Annotated in this window: 12 protein-coding genes; 8 read left to right on the forward strand and 4 right to left on the reverse strand. The window is 76.2% G+C overall.

What is annotated here, in order from left to right; genetic code table 11:
* Nucleotides 1-66 precede the first annotated feature (66 nt).
* Both GWJ10_RS17275 and GWJ10_RS20040 read left to right on the forward strand, forming a co-directional pair.
* A complete protein-coding gene (locus GWJ10_RS17275; RefSeq protein WP_061268826.1) occupies nucleotides 67-1,299 on the forward strand; it encodes an acetyl-CoA C-acyltransferase in 1,233 nt (410 codons plus the stop codon).
* A 191-nt stretch (nucleotides 1,300-1,490) separates the two neighbouring features.
* Nucleotides 1,491-1,619 (forward strand): hypothetical protein, encoded by a 129-nt coding sequence (locus tag GWJ10_RS20040; RefSeq protein WP_255179672.1) that lies wholly within the window; start codon nucleotides 1,491-1,493, stop codon nucleotides 1,617-1,619.
* A gap of 44 nt (nucleotides 1,620-1,663) precedes the next feature.
* Here GWJ10_RS20040 and GWJ10_RS17280 read toward each other — a convergent pair whose 3' ends face one another.
* Complete coding sequence (locus GWJ10_RS17280) at nucleotides 1,664-2,161, reverse strand: NUDIX domain-containing protein (RefSeq protein WP_163188695.1); 498 nt, start codon at nucleotides 2,159-2,161, stop codon at nucleotides 1,664-1,666.
* A 179-nt stretch (nucleotides 2,162-2,340) separates the two neighbouring features.
* On the opposite strand from GWJ10_RS17280, the gene GWJ10_RS17285 reads away from it, so the two are divergent.
* From GWJ10_RS17285 to GWJ10_RS17295, 3 genes are read left to right on the forward strand one after another with little or no spacing between them, the layout of a single operon-like run.
* A complete protein-coding gene (locus tag GWJ10_RS17285) occupies nucleotides 2,341-2,736 on the forward strand; it encodes a RidA family protein (protein ID WP_163188696.1) in 396 nt (131 codons plus the stop codon).
* Nucleotides 2,737-2,791: 55 nt separating this feature from the next.
* Nucleotides 2,792-3,490, forward strand: coding sequence for a phosphatase PAP2 family protein (locus GWJ10_RS17290; protein WP_163188697.1), 699 nt, complete (start codon nucleotides 2,792-2,794; stop codon nucleotides 3,488-3,490).
* Nucleotides 3,490-4,185 (forward strand): phosphatase PAP2 family protein, encoded by a 696-nt coding sequence (locus GWJ10_RS17295; RefSeq protein ID WP_163188698.1) that lies wholly within the window; start codon nucleotides 3,490-3,492, stop codon nucleotides 4,183-4,185. The genes GWJ10_RS17290 and GWJ10_RS17295 overlap by 1 nt, the downstream gene beginning before the upstream one ends.
* A gap of 147 nt (nucleotides 4,186-4,332) precedes the next feature.
* On the opposite strand, the gene GWJ10_RS17300 is transcribed toward GWJ10_RS17295, so the two are convergent.
* Nucleotides 4,333-6,081: a glycosyl hydrolase family 18 protein gene (locus GWJ10_RS17300; RefSeq protein ID WP_163188699.1), complete on the reverse strand. Its 1,749-nt coding sequence runs from the start codon at nucleotides 6,079-6,081 to the stop codon at nucleotides 4,333-4,335.
* 141 nt (nucleotides 6,082-6,222) lie between these two features.
* Between GWJ10_RS17300 and GWJ10_RS17305 the strand changes: the two genes are divergently transcribed.
* On the forward strand, nucleotides 6,223-7,716 hold the full coding sequence (locus GWJ10_RS17305; protein WP_163188700.1) for a DNA polymerase IV: 1,494 nt from the start codon (nucleotides 6,223-6,225) through the stop codon (nucleotides 7,714-7,716).
* Here GWJ10_RS17305 and GWJ10_RS17310 read toward each other — a convergent pair.
* Nucleotides 7,611-9,104 (reverse strand): YbfB/YjiJ family MFS transporter, encoded by a 1,494-nt coding sequence (locus GWJ10_RS17310; RefSeq protein ID WP_163188701.1) that lies wholly within the window; start codon nucleotides 9,102-9,104, stop codon nucleotides 7,611-7,613. The genes GWJ10_RS17305 and GWJ10_RS17310 overlap by 106 nt on opposite strands.
* 21 nt (nucleotides 9,105-9,125) lie before the next feature.
* On the opposite strand from GWJ10_RS17310, the gene GWJ10_RS17315 reads away from it, so the two are divergent.
* Both GWJ10_RS17315 and GWJ10_RS17320 read left to right on the forward strand, forming a co-directional pair.
* Nucleotides 9,126-9,716, forward strand: a complete 591-nt coding sequence (locus GWJ10_RS17315; RefSeq protein WP_163188702.1) for a TetR/AcrR family transcriptional regulator — start codon at nucleotides 9,126-9,128, stop codon at nucleotides 9,714-9,716.
* 82 nt (nucleotides 9,717-9,798) lie between these two features.
* Complete coding sequence (locus GWJ10_RS17320) at nucleotides 9,799-11,469, forward strand: DHA2 family efflux MFS transporter permease subunit (RefSeq protein WP_163188703.1); 1,671 nt, start codon at nucleotides 9,799-9,801, stop codon at nucleotides 11,467-11,469.
* Nucleotides 11,470-11,548: 79 nt separating this feature from the next.
* Here GWJ10_RS17320 and GWJ10_RS17325 read toward each other — a convergent pair whose 3' ends face one another.
* Nucleotides 11,549-12,214 carry a Type 1 glutamine amidotransferase-like domain-containing protein gene (locus GWJ10_RS17325; protein ID WP_163188704.1) on the reverse strand — a complete coding sequence of 222 codons (666 nt, stop codon included), beginning with the start codon at nucleotides 12,212-12,214 and terminating at the stop codon, nucleotides 11,549-11,551.
* Nucleotides 12,215-12,224: the final 10 nt, after the last annotated feature.

The raw sequence follows: 12,224 nt of genomic DNA on the forward strand, positions 1-12,224 counted from the left end.
CTCCTCGCGGCGCCGGGGCTCCTTCCTGTTCGCCCCGTCTCCTCGCCCTCCCCGGATCGGAGTCCCATGAGCACCGACGCCAGCCCCCTGCCCGACGCCGCCGCCGTCACCCCCGAGGACGAGGTCACCCCGGTCCTCCTGCACGGCGCGCGCACCCCGTTCGCGCGCTTCCGCGGCGCGCTCGCCTCCCTGTCGGCGGCCGAGCTCGGCGCGCACGCGATCCGCGGCGCGCTCGCGGCCGCGGGCGTCGCGCCGGAGCAGGTCGACACGGTGATCGTCGGGCAGGTCGTGCAGGCGGGCGCCAAGCAGGGCCCCGCGCGCCAGGCCGCGATCCTCGCGGGCCTCGGCTGGGACGTGCCCACCGTGACGATCAACAAGCTGTGCCTCTCGGGCCTCACCGCGATCATCGACGCGGCCCGGCTGGTCCGCACGGGCGAGGCGAGCGTCGTCGTCGCGGGCGGCCAGGAGTCCATGACGAACGCGCCGCACCTCGTCGTCGGGTCGCGCTCCGGGTTCGCGTTCGGGGACGTGACGATGGCCGACTCGCTCACGCACGACGGCCTGAACGACCCGTTCAGCGGCGAGGTCATGGGCGAGCTCACCGACCGCGGCTGCGCGACGCGCGGCATCGGCCGCCCCGAGCAGGACGCGTTCGCGCTGCGTTCGCACCAGCGGGCCGCCGCGGCGCGCGACGCCGGGCGCCTCGCAGAGGAGATCGCCCCCGTCGAGGTGCCGCAGCGGCGGGGCGAGCCGGTCGTCGTCGAGCACGACGAGGGCGTGCGCGCCGACACGACGCTCGAGGCACTGGAGCGCCTGCGCCCCGCCTTCGTGCAGGACGGGACCATCACCGCCGGGTCGAGCTCGCCCCTGTCCGACGGCGCGGCGGCGGTCGTCGTCGCGAGCCGCGCCTTCGCGAAGCGCAACGGCCTGCCGTGGCTCGCCGAGATCGGCGCGGCGGGCCAGGTCGCAGGACCCGACAACTCGCTGCACTCCCAGCCGGCGCGGGCCATCGAGGCCGCCGTGAAGCGCGAGGGCATCGCCGCGGCGGACCTCGACCTCGTGGAGATCAACGAGGCGTTCGCCGCCGTCGCGCTGCAGTCCGTCGCGGACCTCGGCATCGACGCGGACGTCGTCAACGCCGACGGCGGCGCCATCGCGCTCGGCCACCCGGTCGGCGCGTCGGGCGCTCGGCTCGCGCTGCACCTCGCGCTCGCGCTCCGTCGCCGCGGGGGCGGCGTCGGCGCGGCGGCGCTGTGCGGCGGCGGCGGTCAGGGGGACGCGCTCGTCCTGCGCGCCTGACCCTCCGGGCGGGCCCCCTCGGGGCTCCGCCGCGCGAGCCGACCAACCCTGGTGCACGATGCTGCACCAGGGTTGGCGCGTTTCGGCCGCCGCGTGTGACGCAGATCGCGCCACGACGGCCGGATTTCGCGTCATGGATCGCGCCTGACGTGGTCCCTCTCCCTGGAACCGCCCCCCACGAGAGGACCGTCATGACCACCGTGACCGACGCAGCCCGCCGTACCGCGAGCCGTGCGCGCCGCTCGCACCTGTCCGCCGTCGCCGTCGCGCTCGTCGGGCTCGCCGCAGGCTTCGCCGCGGCGCCCTACCTGCTCGGCTGACGCCTCCCGCTCGACGGGCCCGGGACCGCGGCCCCGGGCTCTCGTCATCCCTCGGTCGTCGTGCTCCGCGCCGGCTCGCGCGCGAGCAGCTCCTCCAGCCGGTCCAGCAGCGGGACCTGGCCCGCGACGACGAGCCCGCGGGCGCGCGCGAGCGCGAACCAGCCGGCCCGGTCGAGCTCCGGGAACTCCTGCATGCGCCCCGAGCGCGGCGGCCACTCCAGCGCGAACGTGTTGCTCGCGATCGTCGTGACGTCGAGGTCCGCCTCCCGCGCCCACGCCGCGACGAGCTTGCCCGCGCGCTGGCGCACCGTGCCGAGGTCGAGGTCCGGCGCCGCGCCGGCAGGAGCCGGGACGCCGAGCTCTTCGGCGAACTCGCGCAGCGCCGCCGCGTGCTCGTCCTCCCCCGGCTCCACCTCGCCCTTGGGGATCGTCCACCCGCCCGCGTCCTTGCGCGCCCACAGCGGGCCGCCCATGTGCCCGAGGAGCACCTCGACGGCGTCGTCCCGGAACCGGTAGAGCACGAGCCCTGCTGACTGCTTCACCCCTCCTTCCTACACAGCCGACGGCGAGACGGCCCGTCGGGGCCGGGTCGCCACCGCGCGGCCGGGCAGCCCACGAGCCCGGGCCGGGGTGGAGAACCGGGGCGCGCCCGGCCCGGACCGCGTGGGTGGCGCGGCGTAGCGTCGGACGTCCCAGGACAAGAACGCAGGAGGGGACGACCATGACCACGCCGAGCGTCACGCACCTCAATCCTGCCGGGCTGCACCGCAACCCGGCGTTCTCGCAGGGGACCATCGTCGAGACGGGCCGCACGCTCTACGTCGGCGGCCAGAACGGCACCGACGCGGACGGCGCGATCGTCGAGGGCGGCATCGCGGCCCAGACGGCCCAGGCGCTGCGCAACGTCCTCGCAGTGCTGGCCGAGGCAGGCGCCGGGCCGGAGGACGTCGCGCGGCTCGCCGTCTACCTGGACCCCGAGGCCGACCTCATGGAGGGGTTCGCCGCCGTCGGCGAGGTCTGGGGCCAGCACCCGGCCGCCGTGACGGTCCTGCGGGTCGGGATCGCGCGGCCGGGCGCGCTCGTCGAGATCGAGGCGGTCGCCGCGCTCCCCGCCTGACGCGGGGCACCGGCTCCCGCGCGCGACGACGCGGGGGTGCCGCTACTGTCCGGGGGTGCCAGCCCACCGGACCCCGTACCGCGCCCTGTGGCGGGCCGCGGTGTACGGGGTCGCGGCCTCCCTCCCCGTGCTCGCGCTCGCGTGGCTCGTGCGCGCGGAGTCGGGGGTCGTCGTCGACGCGGACCGCGCCGCCGTCGCCGCGGCGACCCGGTTCACCGGCGAGCGCCCCGCGCTCGAGCGCGCGCTCCTCGTGGGGCAGGAGGCCCTGGCCGCGCGGTGGATGAACCTCGCCGCGATGGGCGTGTGCGTCTGGGCGTGGCGACGCCACGGGCTCGGGTCGCGCGCGGCCTGGGCGGCCGGGACGATCTGGGGCGCGTGGGCCCTCGGGCTCGGCGCGAAGGAGGTCGTCGGCCGCGCGCGGCCCGTCCTCGAGGACGCCGTGTCGACCGTGCCGGGCACGAGCTTCCCCTCCGGGCACGCGATGAACGCGGCGGCCGTCGGGGTGACGCTCAGCGTGCTCGTCTGGCCGCTGCTCGGGCGGCGAGGCCGCGTCGCGGTGATCGGCGGTGCGACGGCGCTCGCCCTCGTCACCGCGGCCGACCGCGTGCTGCTCGGCGCGCACTACCCCTCCGACGTCGTCGGCGGGATCCTCCTCGGCGGCGCGGTCGCGGGGGCGTCCGCCGTCGGCTTTCACGGGTGGACCGCCGCGCGGTCCGGCCGTCCCTCCGGAGACACTCCCAGGAACGAGGTCTGATGCAACCCTTCGTGCACCGCTACGAGCTGGACACGACCCGCCCCACGGCGAAGGAGGTGCTGCGCGACGTCGGCCTGCGGGCATTCCTCCCGGGGGCGGTGCTGTGGGTGGTCATCGTCGCGACGGGCTTCCTCGTCACCGGGCCGCTCGGCGACCTGCCGGGCGAGGTCGCGGTCAACCGGTGGTTCGAGCAACGGCGCACGCCGTTCTGGGACACCGTCACCGACGTGCTCTCCCTCATCGGCACGACCGAGTTCATCATCGGCGGCACGCTGCTCACCGTCGCGCTCGTGTGGTGGCGCACCCGGCAGTGGTGGTTCGCCCTCGTGCCCGCGCTCGCCGTCGCGCTGCAGGCGCTGATCTTCCTCACGTCGTCGATCGTCGTGGGGCGCGAGCGGCCCGACGTCTCGCGGCTCGACGAGGCGCCCCCGACGTCCAGCTTTCCCTCGGGGCACACGGGCGCGTCGGCGGCGTTCTACCTGACGCTCGCCCTGCTCGCGCAGCGCATCACGCACCCCGTGCTGCGCGTCGTCGTGACGGTGCTGTGCTGCCTCGTGCCGCTCGGCGTGGGTCTCTCGCGGCTCTACCGCGGCGCCCACGGACCGGCGGACGTCGTCGTGGGACTCCTCAACGGCATCGTGTGCTGCGTCCTCGCGTGGCACTACCTGCGCCGCGACCTGCGCTCGAAGCGCTGAGAGCACGCAGGGTCGCGCTCCCGGCGCCCCGCCCACGACGCTCTCCCCCGACCACGACGACGGCGGGCCCGGTCCGAAGACCGGGCCCGCCGTCGTCGTGCGGGGGCCGTCCGGGCGGCGCACGCGGCGCCCGGACCAGCCGTCAGATCACTCGCACAGACCCACCGGGTCCCACGAGCCCCACGTCACGGAACCGGGGAGCTCGCCCTTCGTCCACCACTGGGCCGTGTAGTTCACGCCCGCACGGGACACGGTCTGCCCGCCGGTGTAGACGGCCTCGCGCGACCAGGCCGGGGCGCAGACCGCCGCCTCGACCTCGGGCGCGGTGCCGCAGGGGCCGATCTTCTTCCACGCGCCCCACGCCGACGAGCCGGGGACCTCGTTGCGGGTCCACCACTGGGCCTTGTACTCCGCGCCCTCGTGCGAGACGACGTCGCCACCCGAGTAGACGCCCGTGCCGTACCACGGCACCGCGCACTCCTCGGCCACGCCGGGGCCCGGGGTCGCCGCACGCAGCGTCGAGCCCAGCGCGTCACCGAGCTCGTTGCGGTAGTCGCCGGAGAGGTCCCACCACATCGCGCCGCCGTAACCCTGCGTCGCGACGAACTCGGCCTTCGCCGTCACGGACGCCGGGTCGTCGTAGCTCCACCACTGGTCGCCGTTGTACAGCCAGCTCGCGCCGATCTTCGGGTCGAAGAACTTCTTCCCGCCGAACGAGCGCAGCTCGGCGTACGTCTTGGTGCCGACGTACCCGGCGGCGGGCTGCCAGCCCTTCGTGCCGTCCTTGACGCCGTACCAGCCGTGGCCGTAGGCCGCGAGGCCCGCGTTGATCTGCGACGGGTCCGCGCCCGCGTTCACGTACATGCCGAGCGCGCCGTCGAGGCCGAGGCCCCAGTTCTCCGCGCCGTCGGGGTGCAGGTTGCCCTGGTGGCCCGTCTTGTTCGGGACCCAGCCGCCGTGGAAGTCGTAGCCCTGGACGTTGAGGAAGTCGACGACCGCGAACAGGCGCGGGTCGAGCCAGCCGCCCTGGCCTGCGTTCCAGCCGCCCGCGGGCGCGAACGCCGTCAGCAGGTAGTCCTGGCCGGTCGTCGCGCCGCGCGCGTCGAGCTCGGCACGGAACTCCTCCATGAGGAGCAGGAAGTTCTCCTTGTCCTCCGGGCGGACGTTCGCCGTCTCGCCACCGGTGACCGGCCACTCCCAGTCGATGTCGATGCCGTCGAAGATGCCGGCCGCGACGCCGGGGCCGCCCTTGCCGTCGACGACCGGCAGGTTGCCGTCGATGTAGAGGTCGAGGCACGAGTCGACGAGCCGCGTACGACCCTCGGCCGTGGACGCCGCCTCGGAGAAGTTGTCCGACCAGGTCCAGCCGCCGAGGGAGACGAGGATCTTCGTCTCCGGGCTGACGGCCTTGAGCTTCTTGAGCTGGTTGAAGTTGCCGGCGAGCTTCTGGCCCGGCTTGTCGGCCTTGCCGTCGACGGAGTCCGCGGCGGGCACCTCCGCGACGAAGTCGTTGAGGGGGTCGCCCTCGCCGGGGACGTCGGCGATGTCGCACACCAGGTCGGTCGTGACGTTGCCGAACGCGTAGTTGATGTGGGTGAGGTCCTCGATCGCTCCGGTGCGGACGAGGTCAGCCACGTGGAAGTCGCGGGTGACGCGCGAGTCGGCCATGACGTAGCCGACGCTGCGGAACCCGTTGATGTCCGACGGCCCGGCGACGGAGGCCGCCGGCTTGGCCGTGGGCTGGGGCGCCGCCGCGGCCGGCGACGCGAAGGTGGCGGCCGTGAGGGCGAGCGCCCCGACGACGGCGGAAGCCGTGACCACGCGCGAGCGTCGCGGCGAGGTCCTGGCGAACGAGCGGCCGGGGGCAGCCGCGCTGGGTGTCGATCGATCGGTCATGAAGGCCTCGTTGCTCTTCGGCCCGGGCTGGGGATCCCGGGATTTGTTCGGTCTCCTGCAAGATACCCGTGCGCATCCCCGAAACGCCAGGGTCCGAACGAAACCGTTACCGCTGTCGGTGGCAGGGCGCAGAGTAGGGCGGTGAGCTTCGACCGTGCGCCGCACGCCCCCGTGCTGCGCGCCCGCCCGACGATCGCGCACCTCGACGCCGACGCGTTCTTCGCCGCCGTCGAGCAGCACCAGCGGCCGTCCCTGCGCGGGCGCCCGGTGCTCGTCGGCGGCGTGGGGCCGCGCAGCGTCGTCGCGACGGCGTCGTACGAGGCCCGGCAGTACGGCGCCCGCTCGGCGATGCCGATGGAGCAGGCGCGGCGGCTGTGCCCGCCGTCGACGGTCGTCGTCGTGCCGCGGTTCGCCGCGTACTCGGCCTACTCGGCACGGATCATGGCGGCGTTGCGCGAGGTGACGGACCTCGTCGAGCCCGTGAGCATCGACGAGGCGTTCGCCGACGTCGCCGCGGCCGTCGGGCCGGAGACCGACCTCGAGGCGCTCGCCACGGGGATCCGCGAGCGGGCGCGCGAGCTGAGCGGCCTGCCCGTCTCGCTCGGGCTCGGGCGGTCCAAGCTCGTCGCGAAGCTCGCCTCGGAGGCCGCGAAGCCGGGCGGGGTCCGGGTCGTCGGGGCCGACGACGAGGACCCGTTTCTGCTCGACCTGCCCGTGCGGGCGCTGTGGGGCGTCGGCCCGGTGTCGGCCGCGCGGCTCGACGAGCTGGGGGTGCGCACCGTCGCCGACCTGCGCCGCCAGCCGCTCGACACGCTGCTCCTCGTCGCGGGCGAGGCGGGCGGCACCAACCTCTACCGGATCGCGCGCGGCTGGGACGACCGCCCGGTCTCCACGGTGCGGGAGCGCAAGTCCGCGGGCGCGGAGCACACGTTCGACACCGACCTGCACGGCCGGGCCGCGATCGCCGCGGCGCTCGATCCCGTGGTCGACGCCGCCCTGGCCCGCCTCGAGCGGCACGCCGTCGCGGCGCGCACCGTCGTGGTCAAGGTGCGCCTCGCGTCGTTCACGACCCTCACCCGCTCGGTCACGCTCTCCCGCCCGACGACCGACGAGGGCGCCCTCCGCGACGCGGCTCACCGCGCACTGCGCCTCGCGGACGTCACCGAGCCCGTCCGCCTGCTCGGGGTCGCGTTCCACGCGCTGTCCGAGCACGCGCAGCTCATGCTGCCGCTCGGCGCGGACGCGGCGGAGGACCCCGCCGTTCCGATCGCCGCGGAGGTGGTGGGCGCCGAGGCGGCGGGCGATGAGGCGGTCGGCCCCGGGGCGGTCGGTGCAGAGTCGGTGGGTGCAGAGTCGGTGGGTGCCGAGGCGCCCGGCGCGGCCGCGACCGGCCCCGTCCGGGCGACGGCCGCCCTCCTCGCCCCCGGCCTCGACGTCGCCACCCCGGCTGACGGGCGCGGGTGGGTCGTGCGCGTCGGCGACGACGGCCGCGTCGCCGTCCGCTTCGAGACGGCGCGGACCGGCCCGGGCTACCAGCGCTGGGTCGACCCGGAGGCGGAGGAGCTCGCGCTCGTCGAGCCGCTCGGCCCGGACGGCGAGCCCGTGCGCGCCTCGCCCGCGGACGACGACGCGTAGCGGCGAGCCGCCCCGCCCGCGCTCGCACCGCCCGCACCCGTCCCGTCCGCGCTAGTCCCGTCCGTGCTCGTCCCGACCGCCCTCGTCCCGTCCGGGCTCATCTCGTCCGCGCTCGTCACGTCCGTGCGCGCGCCGTCCGTGCGCGCGCCGTCCGTGCGCGCGCCGTCCGTGCGCGCACCCACCGTCCCGGTCCTGCCCGACGCCGGGCGGTCGGCGCGCTGCCGACCGGGCCCTGCGCCGTCGGGCACGCGCGGGACGACCCCGGCCGCGACGAGGAGGAGCGCCGCGCCTACCCAGAACGCGGCCTGCGGCCCGACGACGTCGCTCAGCCCGCCCGTCGCGAGCGCGCCGACCGCCTGCCCGGCCGTGAGCGCAACGAAGAGCGCGGCGGTCGCGCGCCCGGCGGCGTGCGGGCGCAGCGCTGTGCCCCACGCGATGAGCACGCCGCTCAGGGCGGTGTAGGCGCCGCCGAAGAGCGCGCCTGCGACGGCGACGACGGGCACGCTGCCCGGGGCGAGGGCCAGGGCGGCGGTGCCGACCGCCGTCGCGACGGCCGTCACGACCCAGGCGCCGCGCAGGCCGAGCACGCGGACGGCGTCGCCGCTGAGCGCGCCGAGGACCGCCGCCACGCCGAGGAGGCACCAGAGGGCCGCCGTCGTGCGGCCGGGGAGGCCGCCGGTCACCGTGACGAGGTCGCGCCCGAACGTCCAGACCGCGGCACTGCCGATCCCGGCCACCGCGGCCGCGATCCCGGCGCGCCCGAGCGACCGCCCGCCCGCGCCGCGGGACGCGGGCGGCGCCTCGGGTGCCGTGGGCCAGCGCGCGCTCCGGTCGACGACCGCCGCCGTGACCACCGCCCCGACCGCGGCGGCGAACCACACGGGCCGCCAGACGTCCGGCGCGACGAGCGTCGCCGCCCCGACGAGCGCCACGCCCACGCCCGTCCCGGAGTTCACGACGGCCTGCATGCGCCCGGCCCGGCGGTCGTCGACCGTCACCCCGACCGCGGCGACGAGCGCGGGCGACGCCGCACCGGCGGCGCTGCCCGCGACGAGGACGCCCGCCGCGAGGCTCGCGGACGACCACGACAGCCCGACCAGGACCGCCCCGGCCGCTGCGAGGGACGCGGCGGCCCAGACGACCGCGCGCGGGGAGCGTCGGGCCATCGCGCGCTGGGCCCCGAGCGCGGCGGCGCAGTACGCGGCGAAGCTGCCCGCGGCGATCGCGCCCGCGGCGGCGGACGAGAGGCCGAGCTCGCTCGTGAGCGTCGGGAGCTGGAGGCCGTACCCGTAGCGGACGACGCCGTACGTCACCGCGACGAGGCCGGTGCCCGCGGCGACCAGGCGGCCGGGGGCGGGTGCGACGGGGTGTAACGATCGTTTCAGCATAGTGATCGTTACGCTATCCCCATGCCCCGGACCGACGCACGCCGACCGGCCCGCGACCGCCTGCTCGACGCCGCGGAGGCGTTGTTCGTCGAGCACGGGATCGCGGCGACCGGGGTCGACGCCGTGCTCCGCCGCGCCAAGGTCTCCCCCGCGACCCTGTACGCGCACTTCCCGGGCAAGGACCACCTCGTCGCGGCCTACCTCGAACGGCGGCACGAGCGCTGGCGGGCCGCGTGGGACGCGGCGCTGGACCGCTGCGGGGACGACGCGGACGCGCGGGCGCTCACCGTCTTCGACGCGCTCGACGGCTTCCCCACCGCGACGAGCACCCGCGGCTGCGCGTTCCTCGCCGCTGCGGTCGAGGTCACCGACCCCGAGCACCCCGCGTACCAATGGCTCGCCGCCGACACTCGGCTGCTCGTCGACCGGCTGCGCGACCTCGCCGCCGCGACCGGCGCCGCAGACCCCGACGCCCTCGCGGCCGAGCTCCTCGCGCTCTACGACGGCGCGCTCGCCTCCCGCACGCGCCGCGCCGTCGCGGGCGACGACGGCCCGACGCCCCTCCCGTGGCGCGACCTCGCCGCCGGGGCGGTCGCGCGCCACCGCGCCTGACCTGCCCGGCGCTGCTGATGCGCTCCCCCGCGTGCGAGGCGATCCTGGACGCAGGGCCGCGTCACGACACGAGGGAGGCCCCGTGGAGTCCGTGCAGGGGAACGCGCCGCAGACCGAACCGCCCGAGGACGACGAACCCGCCGTCGACCCGCGGGCCCACGCCAACCGGTGGCGTGCGCTCGTCGTCCTGGCGGTCGCGCTGTCGATGGTCGTCATCGACGGGACGATCGTCGCCGTCGCCGTCCCGGACATCGTCGCCGACCTGAACCTCGGGCTGAGCGAGGCGCAGTGGATCAGCGCCTCGTACGCCGTCGTGCTGGCCGCGCTGCTGCTCTCGTCGGGCCGTCTCGGGGACCGGCTCGGGCGACGGCGGCTCCTCGTGGTGGGCGTCGTCGTCTTCCTCGCCGGGTCGCTGCTCGCCGCTGCGGCCGACGACGGCGGCTCGCTCATCGTCGGGCGGCTCGCCCAGGGCCTCGGCGCGGCCGCGATCCTGCCCTCGACGCTGTCGACCGTGAACGCGACGTTCCGCGGCAAGGACCGGGCCGCGGCGTTCGGGGTGTGGGGCGCCGTCATCTCGGGCGCCGCCGCGGTCGGCCCGCTCGCGGGTGGGTGGATCACGACGTCGTTCACCTGGCCGTGGATCTTCCTCGTGAACGTCCCCGTCGGCACGCTCGTCGTGGTCGGCGCCTACCTCTGGGTGCCCGAGACCCGGGCGCACGCGTTCGCCCCCGGGCTCGACCTCATCGGGCTCCTGCTGTCCGCGCTCGGTTTCGGCGCGCTCGTGTTCGGGCTCATCGAGGGCCAGACGTTCGGCTGGTGGAGCCCGAAGGGGGACGTCGAGCTGCTCGGGGCCACCTGGCCGGCGTCCGCGCCCGTCTCGCCGACCCCCGTGTTCCTCGCGGCCGGGCTGCTCCTGCTCGTGCTCTTCGTCGGGTGGGAGCGGCACCGCACGCGGGTGCGGCGGTCCGCGCTGCTCGACCTCACGCTCTTCCGCATCCCGACGTTCCGGTGGGGCAACGTCACCGCGACGACCGTCGCGGTCGGCGAGTTCGGCATCATCTTCGTGCTGCCGCTCTTCCTCGTGAACGTGCTCGCGCTGTCCACCATGGGCGCCGGGCTCGTGCTCGCAGCAATGGCGCTCGGCGCGTTCCTCTCCGGGGCGTCGGCGCGCCACCTCGCCGCCGCCGTCGGCGCCCCGCTCGTCGTGGTCATCGGCCTCGCGCTCGAGATCGTGGGGGTCGCCGCCGTCGCGCTCACCGTCACCGCGACCGTCTCCCCGTGGCTGCTCGCGGCTCTGCTCGTCGTCTACGGCGTCGGGCTCGGCCTCGCCTCCGCGCAGCTCACCAGCACGACCCTCGTGCAGGTCCCCGCCGAGGAGTCCGGCCAGGGCTCCGCCACGCAGTCGACGGCGCGGCAGGTCGGCTCCGCCCTCGGGACCGCGCTCGTCGGGACCGCGCTCGCCGTCCTGCTCGCGAGCGCCGTGCCCGCGGCTCTCGACGGCGAAGGCTTGCCCGACGCCGAGGTCACGCGCCTCGCCGACGCGACGAGCGGCTCCGCCGGCGACGTCATCGCGAAGCTGCGCGCCGAGGGCACGCACGGCGAGCTCGGGCCGCAGGAACCCGAGGTCGTCGACGCGCTCGCGTCCGGGTTCGCCGACGCGACCCGCGGGTCGCTGCTCGTCGCCGGGGCGTTCCTCGTGCTCGGCCTCGCGTCCGCGACGGCCGTCGTGCGGGCGTCGCGCCGTTCGGGGTGAGGGTCGAGCCCGACGCCGGAGCGAGGGTCGAGCCGGCGCGAGTCGCGCCGAGCCCGGGGCCGGGTCGAGCCGGCGCGGGTCACGCCAGGCGGTGCCAGAGGCCCTCGGACACGACCTCGACCGCGCCGTCGACCACGAAGGCGGTCTCGTCGTCGACCGCGTACGCCGGCCCGCCCAGGGCGGCGGCCCACCGCCGCGCCGCGGCCTCCGTGTTGTCGGGCAGGTCCGGGTGGCCCAGGTGGGGGAACATCGAGAAGTCGACGAGCCCCAGCGGCGTCGCGTCCTCGCCCTCGGGCGGCTCCCACCCCACGAACTCCTCGCCGATGCGCGGCGTCAGCGCCATGCTGCCGCCGCTCATCCCGACGTAGACCGTGTCGGCGAGCGACGGCACGAGGTCCGCGAACCCCGACCGCCGCATCCAGTACGCCAGGTACCCCGCGTCACCGCCCGCGGCCAGCAGCACGTCCGTCTCCCGGACGAGCGGCACCCAGCGGTCCGCGGGGATGCTCGGCAGCGCCGTCAGCTCCAGCACGCCGACCGACCCCCACCCCAGACCCGCCATGTGGTCCGACTCCCCTGTGATGAAGTCCCGGACGTTCTTCCCCGGCCCCACCCACGGGTGGCCGTACAACGCCGTCGGGATGCACAGCGCCGAGCACTCACCGATCGGCCGGCCCAGCAGCCCGACGAGCGCCCGCTCGATGGTCGGGTTCGTGACTCCCCCTGACGTGAGCAACAGCTTCATCGCGTCCTCC

This window comes from Cellulosimicrobium sp. SL-1, assembly GCF_011033075.1.
Taxonomy (GTDB): domain Bacteria; phylum Actinomycetota; class Actinomycetes; order Actinomycetales; family Cellulomonadaceae; genus Cellulosimicrobium; species Cellulosimicrobium funkei.

What these genes read in the sequence shown, in the direction of transcription:
- GWJ10_RS17275 (WP_061268826.1), top strand. Translation starts at nt 67, where the DNA reads ATGAGCACCGACGCCAGCCCCCTGCCCGACGCCGCCGCCGTCACCCCC.
- GWJ10_RS20040 (WP_255179672.1), top strand. Translation starts at nt 1,491, where the DNA reads ATGACCACCGTGACCGACGCAGCCCGCCGTACCGCGAGCCGTGCGCGC.
- GWJ10_RS17285 (WP_163188696.1), top strand. Translation starts at nt 2,341, where the DNA reads ATGACCACGCCGAGCGTCACGCACCTCAATCCTGCCGGGCTGCACCGC.
- GWJ10_RS17295 (WP_163188698.1), top strand. Translation starts at nt 3,490, where the DNA reads ATGCAACCCTTCGTGCACCGCTACGAGCTGGACACGACCCGCCCCACG.
- GWJ10_RS17300 (WP_163188699.1), bottom strand. Translation starts at nt 6,081, where the DNA reads ATGACCGATCGATCGACACCCAGCGCGGCTGCCCCCGGCCGCTCGTTC.
- GWJ10_RS17310 (WP_163188701.1), bottom strand. Translation starts at nt 9,104, where the DNA reads ATGCTGAAACGATCGTTACACCCCGTCGCACCCGCCCCCGGCCGCCTG.
- GWJ10_RS17315 (WP_163188702.1), top strand. Translation starts at nt 9,126, where the DNA reads ATGCCCCGGACCGACGCACGCCGACCGGCCCGCGACCGCCTGCTCGAC.
- GWJ10_RS17325 (WP_163188704.1), bottom strand. Translation starts at nt 12,214, where the DNA reads ATGAAGCTGTTGCTCACGTCAGGGGGAGTCACGAACCCGACCATCGAG.